Source organism: Psychroserpens damuponensis (assembly GCF_000826655.1).
Lineage (GTDB): Bacteria > Bacteroidota > Bacteroidia > Flavobacteriales > Flavobacteriaceae > Psychroserpens > Psychroserpens damuponensis.
This window is the reverse complement of the sequence record NZ_JXJO01000024.1, coordinates 44291-61823: the sequence shown is the minus strand read 5'-3', so window position 1 is coordinate 61823 and position 17533 is coordinate 44291. Positions and strand designations below refer to the sequence as shown.

The window sequence follows — 17533 nt, the reverse complement described above, 5'->3', positions numbered from 1 at the left end:
AAAATCTAGATGTTAAACTTGGCCTCATAAAATTTTGCAAAACAATAAGGTGAAGTGAGCGTGTATATTTTAGGGATTTAGCAATAAACAATCTTAAGACTTTCAATTATAAATGGTATTTCAGAACAATTTTAATCAGTTCAGAAGTTTCCTAAAATATAGCGAGTGAGACGTAAATTGTTTCCAAAATTATATGCAGCCTTGAATTTTTGTTTCTTTTGTTTCAAGACAAAAGACAATGAAACATTAAAAGAAAACTTCAATTAGTAGATTAAATATAACAAGTGCATGGAATTTTATTTTTCTTAAAATTTATGCTCTTGTGGCAAGTTGACGAGAATCGCTTAAAATTTTTTTTGACGTACATTTTGTCGAATACGCGAGTTTTAAAACATAGCGAAAAGGTTAGCTTTTATTTTGGCGCTGGCAAGCGGCTGGAAATTGAGTTATAAATAAATTGCAATAAGCAATTTGATTTGTAAAAACAATAAGCGTTGGCAGCGGATATTTTACATAACGTCAAATTATAGTACAGAATGTTTTATAAAATCTGCGAAGCAAACCGCTTATAAGTTTAATTGCCCCAAGTTCTGTAGTTTCTTTAGTAGACAAATGTTTCTGGGGTATTTTACATAGTATAGAATTATAGCCTACGAATGTTTACAAATAACTTCACGTAAAATAGCTGTTACATAATTACTCACACATTTATATTTTGATTTATGGATTTCGTGAATCTCCTAATGTCGATTTATCTATCGATATGAACCTAAAGGCGTCATATCTGCAACTATGTAAAATAGAACCCAAAAGTTTTATTCGCTATTTTCTCACACAAACACATTTGTACTATAATTTACATTATGTAAAATAGAAATATTTAAAACATACTGTATATTCCCTTTTGTCAATAAATAAACCTTTTCTCTAAATTGTATATTCTGGATAATCCTACTATAGTTTTCAAATACGCGATTTATAAGCAATGTACTATTTAGAAAGTTTCAGATTGAAAATATCTAAAGTCCGTTTATTTTACTTTTGTAATCACACCATACACCACATTAGGATCATCATCACTTTCTGAAGCACGATATAAATATGACGAATCATTTAGCAGTTCTATAATTTCAACTTTTATAGTTCGTCCAATTTTACTATCGTCCTTAGCTAATGGTAGTTTTAAAGCCTTTAACGTATACACATGATCGTCTAGCCAATTGATATCATACACTTGTCGTTGATCTTTTTCTGGATTCAATTCTAACTGTTTATGTTTCCGTCGTATAATTCGCGTTTGGTTATATGCAGGACTTTCGTATTTAAATTCACCTTTGTGTAAGTCTTTACATTTTGCTCTTTCGGCTGCTGGTAATTCGTAGGTTTTATATTTCGGATTCACAAAATAATAAACTGCCTGCCAACATTGATCTCCCATTTTTTCAGGATACATCAATCTACTTTCCTCAAAATGCGTCATGCAATTGTATTGCCAATCCTTATCTTTATAAGTACTTTTTTCATCGTTAATGGTCAAATTATAACGATTTCCGCTAGAATCTACACAATAATCAATTACCACAATAGCCACACGTTCTACATCATTTACAAATATTTGCCCTTCGGAAATGTAACACAACAAGCAGCATAGTAATGAAAACACGGTTTTTTTAATCATAATAACATCATATATACTCTAAATATATGAAATCCATTTGTAGTAGGCTTCCCTCCTTTTTAAATAAAAAAAAGCAGTTTCTAGAAAGAAGACTGCCTTTAATAGGGATTGATCAAAATTTTTAATTATCTAAATGTACGAGAAATAGATTTAGATTGATGCCCTTTTTTTAGTAACATATCATACGTTAAAATTGCTGCGCCCGATTTTGCATAGGTGATTTTACAACGATTTAAATTAAACGACCATCCTGGAAATTCTTGAGCCACTTGTTTACTTAATTCATAAGGGACTCTAATACCTTCATAATACTCTTCAGTGCTCAAAATATCACCATTATAATCGTAAACTGCTTTTATAAAATTAGCATTAGATTCAAACAACACATCATAAGTAACTGTTTTATTAGTACTGTAAATAGGATCTTTAGTGATATCATAATTTGCAGCTATTTGTTGTAACTTTTTAATGCGTTCTGCCATTTGCAAATCATTATTATTAAAACTAACATTTAAATACTGTGCATTATTAACGTTTACCGTTTTAGGTTTGTACGTATTGTGAGTTACATCATTAGTAACCATAGCAATTTCATTTTGTGCAGAGAGCAGGTTGGCAAGACCTAAAAGACATAAGCCAAGAATACGAGTTTTCATGAGAGATAGTGTTTATAGATTATACTTAATTAAATCATGTTGGACCTTAAAAATGGGTAGCAACATTCAACACCTCTAAAGTACAGTGAATGAGTTGTTTAATCGTAATATTAAGATAGACAAGCAATCAACAGGCAATAGACAATTGATAGACAAGTACTATATTTAAACGCTAAGTAGTTGGTAATTAAGTATTTATATATTCTGAATAAAGAGATCTAAATCTGTGTTTTCAGTAAGGTTTAGTTTTTTTCGTAGACGATATCTACTCGTATTTAACGATGCAACCGTAATATTTTGAAGTGTGGCAATGTTTCGGCTTTCAATTTTTAAGCGAATAAGTGAGCATAACCGTATCTCATTTTTACTCAAATTAGGATACGCATCAGTGAGCTTACTATAAAATGCATTATTTAAATGATCTAAATGTTCAAAGAAATCTTTAGTATCACTATCTACATTTAATTTATTAGTAATCGTTTGGTCAAGCTCAGCAATAAGCTCGTCACGTTTATTTGATGCTGTTTGCTTAATAGTTTCAATTTGATTGGCAATGTCTTTAGCCCAATCTTGATCTTGAGTTAATTTTATTGCAAAGTCAGAAAGATCACGTTCTTTAGATTTAATATCTGAATTAAGTTGAGCTACTTCTAAAGAGGTCATTTTTAATTTCTGCTCTGCTAATAATTGCTTGTTATTGGCATTGATAAGATGCTGACGTCTACTCAAAATAAGTCCCATTAATAGGATGATAAAAATGGATGACAATAAACCAATAATCCACAGTTTTGTTTTCTGACTTTTAATTTTATTCTCCTTTTGTATACTATCCAATTTAAAATTAAGCGCAATACGATCCATAGTAACATCATTAAGCTCTTCTTGCCATTTATTATCGGCAGCTTTAGTAATTTGATGTAAACTATCTGAGTACTGTTTTATTTGTTTTGCTGTAACATAAGCTGCAGCTAATTTATGTTGCTGCTCTAAAAGTACTTGTTTAGATTTTAGATATTCTAATTTTGAACTAGCCAACAATGTATTATTACGTTCTTGTTTGATAACAATTGCTTCTAGTTCATTAAAGTTTTGTTGTGCTTCCTCTACTCTATTTAAAACTGAATTTGTAGTCACCAATTGTGCACCTGCACTTATTAATCTAGGAATATCCTTAGTTAAAGAACGTTCATTTATAGCATTTTTATAAAAGTCGAAATTGGCCTCATACAAGGGTAAGGCTTTTTCATAATTGTGTTGATCTATATTAACATCTGCAATATTATCCCGTATACTTCCTATAAGCGTATGTGAAGGAAATTTTGCTTTAGTAATAGTATGCGCTAAATTAAAATAATACAACGCAGAATCTAGTTCCTTTTTATGCCAATATAAAAAGAGACCATAATTATTAATAGATGAAGGTTTATGTATATAGTCATAATTTTTAGTGAAATTCATATTTTTTTTATGCTGTATAGCAGCACTATCCAACACACCAAGTTTGGCATAACTATCAGCCATTAAACTTCTAGCATAGCTACGCATTTCTATATATTTTTCACGCTCTAAAGCTGTGAGAGACGCTTCATTATTTTGGTAATAGTTAAAAAATTTAAAATAGGATTTGATACACTCTTTAGGAAAACCAATTTCTTTAAACCAATTACCAGAATGCAAATAACTGTCTAATACAAAGGTATGATGACCATCTATATATTGTAAAGCATCTAAACGTTTAAAATGAAGCGATACGTAGGTTTGCAATTGAGCATCAGAAAAGGATTCACGTCTAAACGTTCTAATATTATCCTCAGGAAATTCTATAGCCATAGAATCGCTTATGGCTTTATATGCTGCATACGCTTCTTCGCTAGAAGGTATCGCAGATTGTGACCAAAGGGTTTGGGTTCCTAAACTTAATAGTAAAAAAAGCGCTACATAGTAATATTTAAAATCCACGTTTATAAATAGTTAATTGGATTTAAAGGTACTTTTTTTCTTCGGAAATCATAACAGAAAACCAAAATTGGTAGTGTTAAATGTGTGAGGAATTACATACAAACCAAATGGCATCTAGTCTTAAAGCGTATTTAGATTATTTGAAGATAACCGTATGAATTTTAATCCCTTAACAAAACACGACTCATAATGCCAAAAATGGTGATTTGGCTCATTTCCGAAGTCAACAAAAAATCGATATTTTGGAAAACGCAACACATGAGATACTGCTTTTAAAAGTTGTATTTTTACAGGCTAATAACAATGACTGCGCTTCACCATGATGATTCCTAAATTACATTATATATCACAAGATACGACACCAAAAGCGTGTTTAGAACACATTCAAAAAGCCTGCACCTCAGGAATAGAATTGGTGCAATTGCGCGTTAAAAATGGCTCAGAAAAAAAGGTGTTAAAACTCGCAAAAAACATCATAGAAATTACATCTCATTATCAAACTAGGCTCATTATAAATGGTCATTATAAGGTTGCAAAAGCGATAAAAGCAGATGGTGTGCATTTAGAAAAGACCGATGTCTGCCCTACGATAGCTAGAAAACATTTAGAACCTTGGCAAATGATTGGTGCTACAGCAAACACCTTGCAAGATTGTGAAATGCTCATTGCTAAAGAGGTAGATTATGTGATGTTGAGTCCGTTTAGAACAACTACAACTCAAGACCAATTTGATACTGTTTTAGGATTAAACGGATTTACAAGTATCGTAGATGTTTTACAAACCGAAACGCCAATTCTTGGTTTTGGAGGTATTACCACTACTGATGTTAGGGCGATTTTAAATACTGGTGTTTCGGGTATTGCTGCTACAACCGCTATTGAACAAAATTTTGATACGATTAAAATATTTAATCAATTATTAAACGCGTCTTCAACTCAAGAGCAACGTCACACATTTTAAGACCTCGGTTATTTAAAAAAGTTTTAGAACATGAAAAAGGTTGCCTACACGACAACCTTTTTCGCTATTAATCACAAATTACTATTACTTTAATAGTTAACGTGTCATTATCATTATATGTACTATGTTTTTATTTTAAACTATATAGAACTATATGTTAAGCAGTATTAAGATGGACATGATCTCGATTTCAACACTACTAATTCGAAAAATAATAATTTGCAAAAATTGGACTAATTACGATCAAAATAATGATACATCTGTGTCAAAAAATGGTAAATCTGAGCTCTATTCTATAATAGTTTGTATGGCTTGTTCTATTTGTATATCTGCCATATCTAGTAGCTTCACATTTCCGATAGGTTTTAAAATAGATAATTCTGTACAAGATAAAATCACAGGCGTTTTAGCCAAATAACGATGAATTAAGTTATGATATTTGGTTATCACATCATTGGTTTCAGTGTTGTAATACACATGCCTTCTTACAACATCTAAAAAACGCATATCGCTTTCTGTAGGAAGTAAAACTTCAATACCACTAGCTTCTAGGTGCTGTGCAATATAGGGAGATGTCATACTGTAGTACGAACCAAATAACACAATTGTTTGCCATTGTTGTGCTTTGATTTTTTCAATACTTAAAACAATAGGATGAATAATATGCTTAGAAATTTGTAAGCGATCTATGGTACTGTGAAGTGTAATATTTGGGATGATGAGTTGTTGCACTTCAAGCTTTTCTATATCATTAATATAATGATTTACAGCTGCATCTAAAGCTTTTGAAGTATTTGGTAACAAGCTATTAATTGTATCAAAATTGGTGTTTAATAACAAAAACGGACACGTGCTATAACCACCTTTTGCTAGATGATACAACCTATTTAGCTCGCTTAAATAATAAAGCGTAGAACGACTTCCAAGTCCTAAAATAGCAAGTTTTGTTTGTGGCATTCTAATGTCTTGTCAAAATATAATCGGCAAAATAGGCTTTACTATCCAAAATTTTAGTGGTTAATTTAAAATCGGTATTAGTAATTATTTTTTGAACTAACGCATCGTTGTATTTTCTTGAAATTTCGGTATGTATTTTTTCTCCTGCTTTAAAATCGTAAGATTTACCAATGGCTTTTATAGTAACGGTTTGATCAATGGTGCTTGCAATATAACTTTTAGCAATACCTTCCTTTTCATCGTATTCTGGTTGATGTTTAAATGTATTAAGGTTAAAATCACCATCTAATTCTTCATTAATTCTGTGCAGTAAATTGAGGTTAAATTTTGCTGTAACTCCTTTACTGTCGTCATATGCAGGAAGGACAATAGCTTTAGACTTTATCAAATCTACACCTAAAAGCAATTGATCTCCAGGTTTTAAATTAGCACCAAGATTGTAAATAAATTTTGCGGCTCTTTCATCATTCATATTACCAATATTAGAACCTAAAAACAAAATCACCTTAGGCGTATTGTTTTCTTTTAAAGAGGCTAATATTTGAAAATAATCACCTTGTTGTGTTTTTACTGATAAATTAGGTAAGGTTTTAGAAAGGTCTTGTTCTAATAAATGTAAAGCATTTGATGAAATATCAACAGGTAGATAATTAAACTTATAATCTTGTTTGACTAACGATTTTAATAGCTCTTTGGTTTTTAAGCCATCTCCAGCTCCTAATTCAATTAAATCAAAATGCGAATTCAAGTTAATTTGAAGGGCATTGATAACATCTTCTGTTTTATTTTTAAATATATCTAACTCACTACGTGTTAAATAATATTCTGGGAGATTCATGATTTCTACAAATAGAGCATCACCAATAGCATTATAAAAGTATTTTGAAGGCAATGTTTTAGGATTTGAATTGAGTCCGTTAGCCACTTCAGTCTTAAATGCGTCAATCATAATTTGTTTATTTGTGTTTTCTTGTTGGTTTGTATGGTATCTAACTTCTATTTTACTAATCTAATTCCGGTGAATTGCCAACGTTCTGTTGGGTTAAAAAAATTACGATATGTTGATCTGCTATGGTTTTTTGATGTTGCTACAGAAGCACCACGAAGCACCATTCTATTACTCATAAATTTCCCATTGTACTCTCCTACTGCTCCATTTTCAGTTTCAAAATTAGGGTAAGGCAAGTAGGCACTATTGGTCCATTCCCATCGTTTTCCCCAATCCAAATGTTGAGCTGCAATTTCCCATTCAAATTCGGTGGGTAAACGCATAGCTTTCCATTCGGCATATGCAGAAGCTTCATAAAAATTAATATGAGCTACAATAGCATCTTTATTCACTTTTTTCAATCCAGAAAGTGTGTAATACTGCCATTCTCCATCTATTTTATGCCAATACATTGGTGCTGTAATCTTGTTGCTATTTACCCAAGACCAACCGTCATCTAACCAAAAATTAAAATTAGAATAACCACCAGATTCCATAAACTCAATATATTCACCATTGGTAACCAAATGATTATGTATTTCAAAATCGTCAACATAAACTTGATGCACACCTAATTCATTATCATAACAAAAATCGGGTGCTTGGTGTCCAATTTTATATAATCCAGAGGTAACTTTAATACTATTTGTTGTGGTATTTGTATCGTTAACCTTATTAAAATTGTCTTGATATACTGGTAAAATTGGATTATGACCAAACATATATTTTACGTCTGTCATCAACAATTCTTGATGCTGTTGCTCATGTTGTAAACCAAGTATGATAAGCTTGATAATGTTTTCATCGGAAACATCAACTAAAAATTCTAACAGTTTTGTATCAACATAGTTTCGGTACTCAAACACTTTATCTGTGCTTGGACGTGACATATTACCTCTATTGTTTTGTAAAATTCTATCACCAACACCATTATAATAACTATTAAATAGAAAATTGAAATTAGAATCAAATTCTTTATAATCTGTGACATATTTCTTAAGAATAAAGGTTTCAAAAAACCAAGTGGTATGCGCTAAATGCCATTTTGCAGGACTTGCAAATTGAACCACTTGAATAGAAAAATCTTCAATATGTAAAGGTTTGCAAAACTCTAGCGTTGCTTGCCTTACATCTTTATATCTCGTAATAATGTCTTTTGTCAAAATTTTAATTATTGATTGTAATGATTAATAGCAGCTTTAAAAAAGATGATAGCGTCTTGTTTAGTGACTCCTGTTGCTGGTAATATAGCGCCTTTAAAGTTATTATTTATCCATCTACCTTTTTGAAGCGGACTAAAACCAGAAGTTGTAACCGCTTGACCATCTTTATAAGCACTAATGTAAAGATAGTGAACTTCGCTTAAATCATCAGGAATAGCTAAACCAAGTCCAAAACTTATAGTTTGATCGACTAATGTGGTGTAGATACCAGTATCAAAATGATGAGGCCAAACTCTAATACTTGCATTTGTTTTAAAATCTAAATTGATTTGCTCTAAACTTAATTGAGCCATTGTTCTTAAATGTACTAATGCGTCTAACTGTGAAGTAGTCTTTAGTAAAAAAACAAAGTCGTCATGTATTGTATACGGTAAATCGTAATGTAAATGATAATTGTATGCTTTATTTAAATGCTTTTTAGAAGTGTCTTTTAACCATGTTAAAACTTCTTTATGTGTTTTTCCATCTAATAAAAATGACGTTATAAAACCTTCACCAGATTTCCATTGCAATGAAAATGTATTATAATTTAAACATAATTGATCTCCATTATTTGATAATACATGCGTTTCTAATAAAGCGTCCTTAATATTAAAACCTAAGTTAGTGTGACTATCGTCATCTTTTTTTTCTAAAAAGCTAATTCCTGCAGCTGCTAAATATTGAGCAGCTAAATGCATTTGTTTTTTCATCTTTTAAATTTATTGTGATTTCAGTCGCATCGATTTTTAAAAGATTACAGATTAAAAAACGACTAAAAACAAAAGTCTGTAGTTCAATAAGATTGTAAGCTTTTCTGTGGTAATAAATGTAAGGGTTTAGTTTATAACAGTAAAAATACTCAAGTTAAATCTAAGCCAATGACGTATAAACTTGTAGCGTTTACGCTTTAATACATTGTGTTATTGTTGGCTGATGTTTCAGGTATTTGTTGAATACTATCCCAATGCTCAATAATTTTCCCTTGGCTATCAAACCTAAAGAAATCCATGGTAATATAATGATCGTTACCTGGCCAAACTTGATGCGTATGTAAGGCTACCAAATCATCTTCAGCAATAGCTCGTACAAAATCCATAGTTTTTACAGGATATTCTTTTTGCATACGATTAAAATAATCTATAAATGCCTGAGGTCCATCTGCCACCATTGGGTTGTGTTGAATATACTGCTCTCCAACATATAATTCGACCGCTTTTTCTGGATTCCCTTCATAAGCCATTTTATAAAAGGCAATAGCATTTTTTTTATTGTGCTGAATATCCATAACTTTATAATGATTTTAGTGTTTGTAATTCTTGCTCTAAAGCTTCTGCTTTATCCTTATATTTTTGCATTGCTTTTTTAAGTTGCCCGATTTTTTTAAAGGCTTCATCATCTTGAACAGCTTCAAAAGCTTCAATAGTTCCTTTAATTTTATAGGTTGCTTTAGCGCCACATTTTGGGCAGGTTTTTATATCTGACATTGTTATTTCTTTGTAACAAATGTCATGAAACCTTTTATATTGTAACAGATAAATATGCCCTTATAAATGGTTAATACCGAACCCTTAAACTTATAAATAGTCTTTTTTGAACTGATTTAGGGTAAATCCTGTATGTTTCTTAAAATACTTTACGAAATTTGTGGGTTCATCAAAACCTAAAGAATAAGCTAATTGAGTGCTCTTAATTTTAGAATTTATAAGTAATCGTTTAGCTTCTAAAACTATGAACTCATCTATAAACTGTTTGGCAGTTATGGCAACAATGTCCTTACAAATTGTATTAAGATGTTTATAAGTAATATGTAACTTGATGGCATAAAAATCGGCATTTCGACTTTCATTAAAGTGATTTTCTAAAAGAGACTTAAACTCTAAAAACGTACTTAGTTTTTCAGAGTGTTTTAAATGATGGGTTTGAAATTTCTTCAACCGTTCTAACTTCGAAAAAATGATAGTATAAAGTGCATTACAAATAGCATTTTGATTAAGGTTATCATTTAAATTTGAATATTCTTCATCAAATAATGTCATATATCTTTCAATATTAGACTCAGCAGGCACTTCAATGATAGGAGAAAATAATTGTGAATTAAATAACCTGTCTATTTCAGTTTTCGGCAATGTATGTATTTGATTTTTTAAATAATCATCGGTAAATAATAAAATATAACCTTTTAAACCAGGTTGAAATTGAAAACGGTTAATCTGACCTTTAGAAATATGAATTAATGTATTTTTTTTTACAGGATGCCAAATAAAATCTACCAAGTGTTTGCTCTCGCCATGTGTGTAAAAAACAATCATATTAAATGCCACTTGATGTGCTCTTTCCGGATTATGATTTGCATCTTTCTTGCGAGCCGCAAGACTTTCAATCGTTAAAATTTCAATACCATTGTTATCTGGATTTGAAGATTTAAATGAAATATGAGGGATTTCTTTAGACATGATTTACAATTATTTAATCCACCATTGCTGTGGTATGGAGTTTTCACTTTTCAGAAAAAAAACGTCTCCAATTTTAGGCGTTATTATAGATACATTTAATTCTTCAGCTTTTTTTGTAACGCGCTCTACTGGATCTGTCCAAGGGTGCATTGCTAATTTAAAAGCTCCCCAATGTATTGGCATCATTTGTTTTGCTTTTACATCAATTCCTGCTTTTACGCTTTCTTCAGGAAACATGTGTATATCTGGCCATTTTTCATTGTATTGACCACATTCTATCATCGCCAAATCAAATGGTCCATAGGCATCACCAATTGCTTTAAAATGAGTAGAATACCCACTGTCTCCACTAAAAAAAATATTATCTGTACCCGATTTAATAACCCAAGAGCACCACAATGTTTTTGTGCGATCTGTGAGTCCTCTACCTGAAAAATGTTGTGCTGGTGTACATTTAAACTGTACACCATCTAAGGTTGCTTCTTGCCACCAATCTAATTCTATAATTCTATCTTTATTTATGCCCCATTTTTCTAAATGCGCTCCTACTCCAAGAGGTGTGTAAAAGACATCTACCTTATCTTTTAAAGCTATAATTGAACCATAATCTAGATGATCATAATGATCGTGTGAAATAAGTACAGCGTCAATATTTGGTAATTTCTCAACAGTTATGGGCAATTCATCGCTAAAACGCTTACTTCCTAGCATAGGATGAGGAGCAGGAACATCACCAAACATGGGATCTATTAAAATAGTTTTTTGATCCATTTGTAATAAAAATGTAGAATGACCAAACCACATAAGCCTCGTACGATCCTTGTAATTATCAATGTGTAAGGAATCTATTTTTTCTACGGAAATATTAGTATCTGGAATAGTATTGGGCTGAGACTTAAAATAAGCTATTAACGTTTTACCTATATCGCTTAAACTCATATCTAAATTTACAGCATTTGTATTTACAAACTTACCGTCTTTATAGTTTTTAGATGTGTTGTAAATCGCTAATTTTTCAGGACTCGCTTTACCTCCAAATTCTGGACTTGTATTTACGAATACAATTACAATAAGTGCTAATAATCCTAATATTATACCAATGCTTATTACCATTCGTTTACATATTTTTAAAATTCGTTTTCCCATCTCGCAATACTCAAGTTACTTCGAGTTATATTTTGTAGTTACCTTTTCTAAAGCTTTTCTAATATAATCACTATCCCAATGGTTATCAAAGGCAACAATACCACGTTTAAAGTCAGAATTCAACAATTCTTCCTGCTCTTGCAACTCTTTTCTAGCTTTAAATATATAGTCAGCTTCTTGTTTAGGTGCTTTTGCTAGTCGTCTTAAACTTGCTTCATCGTATTTAATGAAATTTTTAACCTGTCTATTTAAAGTGTATTTTCTAAACCCAAGTTTATGTAAAACATCACTAGCTAATGCTAACGATGTGTCTAATGATTCTCTATAAATATGTTCTCTACCAAGATTTAACAACTCATAGGCATCATATCGGTTTTTTGTTCTAATCATAAGTTCTATATGAGGATATTTTTGGTCTACAATTTTACTTATGGCCTTTGTAACACTTAATTTGTTAGTGGCTATAATTACAATTTTTGCGTCTGCAATACCAGCCGATTCTAATAGATCTAATCGTGTTGCATCTCCATAATATACTTCGAATCCCATTTTCCGAAGAAAATCGACACGATTGGAATCTTGATCTAAAACGGTAGCTTCTACACCATGAGATCTTAAAAAACGACCAACTGTACTCCCAAAATGGCCAAAACCTACTAATATAATTTTGTGTGATTTTGCAATATGATCCATAGGGCGTTGAATAGACTCTTTAGTACCAACTTTAGGAAGAATAAACCGCTCATTTACAATACTTATAATTGGTGTTAAAGCCATACTTAATGCTGTAATCACTAACAACATGTCCATTTGTTCTTGTTCTAAAATATTAAGTCCGAATGCAAATGATAGCAATACAAAAGCAAACTCTCCCACTTGCGCTAAACTAAACGTTAATAGCAATTTTTGATCTAATTTTAAGTTAAAAGCGCGACCAGTTATAAATAAAACTAGGGCTTTAAGAAAAATGACACCAATTAAAAATCCGGCAATTGTGAGTGGGCTTTTTGCAATTACAATAAAGTTGATAGATGCTCCAACAGCCATAAAAAATAAGCCTAAAAGTAAATCCTTAAAAGGCTCTAAAGTACTTTCTAGCTCGTGTTTAAACTCACTATTTGATAACACAACGCCTCCTAAAAAAGCACCTAATGCAGGACTTAATCCCACCAATTCCATGATAAATGAAATACCAAAAACAATTAAAAAGGCAGCAGCAATCAATAATTCTCGCACTCCAGTTTTTGCCACTTTTCTAAGCATAGGTACGACAACGTAACGTCCTAAAGCGATGATTACAATAACAGATGCTATGATGGCTAAGGTTTGAAATCCTAAGGGTAAGCTCTCTATTAAGCTTAACGATTCATTATGGTTATTTGCAGTTGTGTCATCACTCATGTTTGCTAATAAAGGCATGGCACCAATCATAAAAATAACGACAATATCTTGAAACAATAATATAGAAAAAGCTGATGTCCCAAATGTGGTTTCCATCAACCCTTTTTCTTTAATAGTTTGCATAGCAATCGCTGTAGATGATAATGCTACAGCCATAGAAATTACTAGCGCTACTTTCCAGTTAAAACCTAATAGTGTGAAGAGAAAAAATGATAGCAGCATGGTGCCTCCTACTTGAATACTTCCCATGCCAAGTATGGTTTTTCTCATGTTCCAGAAATTTTTGGGTTCAATTTCTAAGCCAATAAGAAATAACATCATTACGACACCAAATTCTGCAAAATGTAAAATATCTTCGCCTTCTTCTCCAATAAAACCTAATACATAAGGCCCAATTAAAACACCTGCTAATAGATAGCCTATAACAGAACTTAAGCCCAAACGTTTAGCTATAGATACACAAATTATGGCTCCAGCTAAAAACACAATGGCTTCAAAAAGTAAACTTCCTGTCATGTATTATGAGCTTTAAGTTGTGGAATATCATTAATGAATGATATTTTCTCAAAATCATTTATAGTCAGTTCGGCTTGAAGTAAATCGATTAATTTTCCGTAGTTAATTTTATAATCGTTCAATTTTTCTTCGGAAAGATTATGGGTTCCCATCACTGCAAAAGGTGGTAAATAAGTCATGCCGCATAAGTTTGCTGTTTGCTCAAAAGGACGTAAAAATTGCTCTACCGTAAAACTATTATATCCAGCAGAACAATACACTTCTTTAGAACCTCCAGTTGTTATAGCATTTAAACATGTTTTATTTTGAAGCGCTTTACCTTCTGGCCCATAAGCCCAATTAAACTCTAAAACCATGTCAATCCACTGTTTCATTAATGGCGGACAACTATACCAATAAAAAGGATGATGCCAAATAATTATATCGTGTTGTAATAATAATTTTTGCTCTTTTGGTACATCGATATGAAAATCTGGATATTCATCATATAAATCATGAAGGGTCACGTTTTCTTTATCCTTAATATGGTTAATTAACGATAAATTTACTCTAGATTTTTCAAGTTTAGGATGTGAAAATAGAATTAGAATTTTTTTCATTTTACATACTTAATTACAACTAAAATACTTTAGGTTAATAAATTAAAAGAAATCTTAATTCCTTGTATAATCATACCTGTACCAATGATAGCAATGATTAATCCCATAATTTTCCCAATTACAGAAATCACATTATTACCAAATACGTTCACAATAAAATCACTTAATTTAAATGTGAAATAAGTTAATAGACTCATGCTACCAAATATGAGAATTACTAAAATAATATGGATAGTTTCTACATTAGCAACAAAATTCATAGCTGTTACAATGGTTCCTGGGCCAGCTAAAATTGGGATTGCTAAAGGTGAGACTGCTATGTTTTCATCAATGTTTACATTATCTATACTTTTTACATTAGAAGTTTTTGATTGAAGCATGTCAAAACCAATAAAGAAAATTAAAATGCCACCTGTAATTTTAAATGCTGGAATACTAATATTAAATAATTCGAAAATATACTTTCCTAAAAGCACAAATACAGTGACTATAATAAAAGCTATAAAATTAGAACGCTTATTAATATCATGCTTCGTTTTTTTATCAGCACCTTGAGTTAAGGATAAAAAAACTGTCATATTTGATATTGGGTTTGTAATAGCGAAAAAAGCAGTAAAAACTGTAATTGAAAAGGTTATTAGGTTATCCATTTTATCAAAAAATTTAATCGTGCAAGAACTAGAATATCATCTGATATAACAAGTTATTTGGTTTTATTTAAGACAAATTATTTTGAATGAAACATACCTGTGTACAGTTTACAATTTCATTTAAAAATGATGTCATTTTGCTTATAATATAAGAAATGCTGAGATTAAATTTAATTAATCTCAGCATTTTAATTTAAACGATATTTGATAACTAGAATTTCATGCTATCTAAAAAATCATTTACGTTCTCTTTGGTTTCTCCAGTTTTTTTCTGAATTCTACCAACCAACTCATCTTCTTTACCCTCTTGGTAATCTAAATCATCATCGGTTAAATCTCCCCATTTTTGCTTTAGTTTTCCTTTAGCAATATTCCAGTTTCCTTTTAATTTATCTTCTATTGGCTTTGACATTTTTATAAATTTTAAAATTAAATAAACTATTATTAGTCTACTCTTATAAAATTACAGCTAAACCAAAAGTTGCCTTAACGCAATCCAATTAAAAATTGGTTCAAATCAAATTCCATATTTAATATATAGATTTCTTATACCAAACTACTCGTAATCACTAATAAATTTTCAATTTTTGCCTCGTCATGTATTCTATATTTTTTAAATGGTGCTGAAGTATCTTTTGGTGCATCAGGTAAACTGATGAAGGCTTTACTTGAAACTTTATCATAAAAATCTACTACTGAACCTGTAGATGCTTCATCAGGTTATTTTCTAGGATTGTTCTAGCCATATTTTAATGAAATTTCAAAATATTTAAAATGGAAGAATCCACAATATTGTCGGTTTTTCCTACTATTAATAAATAATCAGGTCATAATCAATCATTATTTCACCTTAAATTCTCCATTAGTTCTAATGTAAAGAATGGTTTCTTTTTCTGCTGAAATAATTGAAGTTGCATTTTCTTCTGCTCCAAAATAAGATGGTGCTTTTAACTCCTTTTTATCTTCTTTTTTAGAAAACTGGTGTGAAATTCCGCCAGAAATAACTACAGCTCTAAAATTAGGACTCAAATTTTTGATTTTCCCACTGAAACCAGCTGGTAATTTTAGAAGTGCTGCACGTAGTTGGTTCTTTTCATACTTTCCCCATAAAAATGCAATTTCTACGTTACGTTTTTCAGTAACCCATTCTATATCATTGGCATTTAACCATACTAAATTGGATGTATCAACATTTATAGGTCGTTCTCCATTATCAAAAGCTTCAGAAGTTGGTTTCACTAAATATGGCCCTTCTTGAATGTCTAAAAAAGCCATGTTTTCTTGACCATTTGCAGCGGTTATATGTGCTTCTCCTGCTGGTTGCTGCCAATAAGAACCAGCTGGCAACCATTGTTTTTCTGCATTTTCATCATCATTGTGTAAAAAACCTTTTATAACAACACCACGATATGTAATATTATGAATGTGTGGTGGTGAAGAAAATCCTTTTTTAAATTTCACTAAGAAACCTGCAGGTTCGTTTTTTGTTCGGTCTCCCCAAAGTTTTCCAGCTGCTGGACTTTTATCGCCTCGTAACGGATTCAACCAACCCCATTCTATGTTGTCTGCAGTAACTACCTCGTTTACAGATTTTACATCATCTATGGTTGGTGTCTGTGCGTTTACAAAAACTCCTACTACTAACCCTAATACGATTAAGATATTGTTTTTCATATCATTAAATTTCTATTGCACTACGGACTATATTTCGGTAAATAATTCACTTTCTGGCAATCTAGATTTTGGTGTTTTATCTGTTGAATTAAAGTCAGAGTCTGCTCTATAACCTATCGACACAGCAACTAAAGCGGTATAACCTTTTTCTCTTAAACCAAATTCTTCATCTAATGCTTTTACATCTATGCCTTCCATTGGAGTAGCATCAATCCCTAAACTCGCCACACCTAATAAAAAGCTTCCTATATTTAAATACACCTGTTTTTCCATCCAGTGTTGTTGGTCTTTCAAATCGTATTTATGAATACCAGCAAACGCTTTAACAGCACCAAGGAATCCGTTTTTTATGTCTTCATTTGGAAATCTTCCATTTTTATCTTCAGTATCTGCAATGTGTTGATAATAGTCATCACCTGCATCAATTTTTGAACAGAATAATACAACTGCTGAAGCTTTAGTTACTTTAGGTTCATTAAAATGAAAGAAACCTTGAGTTCCTTTTGCCATACGAGCTTTACCTTCTTTAGTTTCTGCAACAATAAAATGCCAAGGTTGTAAGTTGACGCTAGAAGGGCTCATTCTTAATAAGTTTTTTACGTCTGCCATATCTGCCTCAGATATTATTTTGGTTGGGTCAAATTCTTTAGTGGTGTATCTCCAGTTAAGTATTTCTTTTAAATTCATGTG

Annotated in this window: 18 protein-coding genes; 1 reads left to right on the top strand and 17 read right to left on the bottom strand. The window is 31.3% G+C overall.

Features of this window, described 5'->3' with window-relative positions; all coding sequences use genetic code 11:
• Positions 1 to 1030 precede the first annotated feature (1030 nt).
• The 3 genes from TD29_RS14620 to TD29_RS14610 all read right to left on the bottom strand — a co-directional run bounded on the left by TD29_RS14620 (position 1031) and on the right by TD29_RS14610 (position 4293).
• Complete coding sequence (locus TD29_RS14620) at positions 1031 to 1678, bottom strand: hypothetical protein (protein ID WP_152611532.1); 648 nt, start codon at positions 1676 to 1678, stop codon at positions 1031 to 1033.
• 125 nt (positions 1679 to 1803) lie between these two features.
• Positions 1804 to 2334 (bottom strand): hypothetical protein, encoded by a 531-nt coding sequence (locus TD29_RS14615; protein ID WP_040281648.1) that lies wholly within the window; start codon positions 2332 to 2334, stop codon positions 1804 to 1806.
• Between the two features lie 195 nt (positions 2335 to 2529).
• Positions 2530 to 4293: a transcriptional regulator gene (locus TD29_RS14610; protein WP_040281646.1), complete on the bottom strand. Its 1764-nt coding sequence runs from the start codon at positions 4291 to 4293 to the stop codon at positions 2530 to 2532.
• A gap of 319 nt (positions 4294 to 4612) precedes the next feature.
• Between TD29_RS14610 and TD29_RS14605 the strand changes: the two genes are divergently transcribed.
• A complete protein-coding gene (locus tag TD29_RS14605; protein WP_040281644.1) occupies positions 4613 to 5254 on the top strand; it encodes a thiamine phosphate synthase in 642 nt (213 codons plus the stop codon).
• Positions 5255 to 5542: 288 nt separating this feature from the next.
• Here the strand turns inward: TD29_RS14605 and TD29_RS14600 are convergent, their stop codons facing one another.
• The 14 genes from TD29_RS14600 to TD29_RS14535 all read right to left on the bottom strand — a co-directional run bounded on the left by TD29_RS14600 (position 5543) and on the right by TD29_RS14535 (position 17530).
• Positions 5543 to 6211 (bottom strand): aspartate/glutamate racemase family protein, encoded by a 669-nt coding sequence (locus TD29_RS14600; protein ID WP_040281642.1) that lies wholly within the window; start codon positions 6209 to 6211, stop codon positions 5543 to 5545.
• Position 6212: 1 nt separating this feature from the next.
• Entirely contained in the window at positions 6213 to 7160 is a 948-nt protein-coding gene (locus TD29_RS14595; RefSeq protein ID WP_040281640.1) for an L-histidine N(alpha)-methyltransferase, read from the bottom strand.
• A gap of 47 nt (positions 7161 to 7207) precedes the next feature.
• Entirely contained in the window at positions 7208 to 8362 is a 1155-nt protein-coding gene (egtB, locus tag TD29_RS14590; protein WP_241485285.1) for an ergothioneine biosynthesis protein EgtB, read from the bottom strand.
• Between the two features lie 8 nt (positions 8363 to 8370).
• Complete coding sequence (locus tag TD29_RS14585) at positions 8371 to 9114, bottom strand: hypothetical protein (RefSeq protein ID WP_040281638.1); 744 nt, start codon at positions 9112 to 9114, stop codon at positions 8371 to 8373.
• A gap of 197 nt (positions 9115 to 9311) precedes the next feature.
• On the bottom strand, positions 9312 to 9689 hold the full coding sequence (locus TD29_RS14580; protein ID WP_040281636.1) for a nuclear transport factor 2 family protein: 378 nt from the start codon (positions 9687 to 9689) through the stop codon (positions 9312 to 9314).
• Between the two features lie 4 nt (positions 9690 to 9693).
• Positions 9694 to 9888 carry a hypothetical protein gene (locus TD29_RS14575; protein WP_040281634.1) on the bottom strand — a complete coding sequence of 65 codons (195 nt, stop codon included), beginning with the start codon at positions 9886 to 9888 and terminating at the stop codon, positions 9694 to 9696.
• Positions 9889 to 9978: 90 nt separating this feature from the next.
• Positions 9979 to 10857, bottom strand: coding sequence for a helix-turn-helix domain-containing protein (locus TD29_RS18035; RefSeq protein WP_052467133.1), 879 nt, complete (start codon positions 10855 to 10857; stop codon positions 9979 to 9981).
• 9 nt (positions 10858 to 10866) lie between these two features.
• On the bottom strand, positions 10867 to 11970 hold the full coding sequence (locus TD29_RS14565) for an MBL fold metallo-hydrolase (RefSeq protein ID WP_040282175.1): 1104 nt from the start codon (positions 11968 to 11970) through the stop codon (positions 10867 to 10869).
• A gap of 48 nt (positions 11971 to 12018) precedes the next feature.
• A complete protein-coding gene (locus tag TD29_RS14560) occupies positions 12019 to 13920 on the bottom strand; it encodes a monovalent cation:proton antiporter-2 (CPA2) family protein (RefSeq protein WP_040281632.1) in 1902 nt (633 codons plus the stop codon).
• Entirely contained in the window at positions 13917 to 14519 is a 603-nt protein-coding gene (gene kefF / locus TD29_RS14555) for a glutathione-regulated potassium-efflux system oxidoreductase KefF (RefSeq protein WP_040281630.1), read from the bottom strand. Before kefF ends, TD29_RS14560 begins: the two co-directional genes overlap by 4 nt.
• A gap of 29 nt (positions 14520 to 14548) precedes the next feature.
• On the bottom strand, positions 14549 to 15169 hold the full coding sequence (locus tag TD29_RS14550) for a MarC family protein (RefSeq protein ID WP_040281628.1): 621 nt from the start codon (positions 15167 to 15169) through the stop codon (positions 14549 to 14551).
• Between the two features lie 211 nt (positions 15170 to 15380).
• Complete coding sequence (locus TD29_RS14545; RefSeq protein WP_040281626.1) at positions 15381 to 15581, bottom strand: CsbD family protein; 201 nt, start codon at positions 15579 to 15581, stop codon at positions 15381 to 15383.
• Between the two features lie 428 nt (positions 15582 to 16009).
• Positions 16010 to 16843, bottom strand: coding sequence for a DUF4437 domain-containing protein (locus TD29_RS14540; protein ID WP_040281624.1), 834 nt, complete (start codon positions 16841 to 16843; stop codon positions 16010 to 16012).
• A gap of 27 nt (positions 16844 to 16870) precedes the next feature.
• Positions 16871 to 17530 carry an oxygen-insensitive NAD(P)H-dependent nitroreductase NfsB gene (locus tag TD29_RS14535; protein ID WP_040281622.1) on the bottom strand — a complete coding sequence of 220 codons (660 nt, stop codon included), beginning with the start codon at positions 17528 to 17530 and terminating at the stop codon, positions 16871 to 16873.
• Positions 17531 to 17533 lie beyond the last annotated feature (3 nt).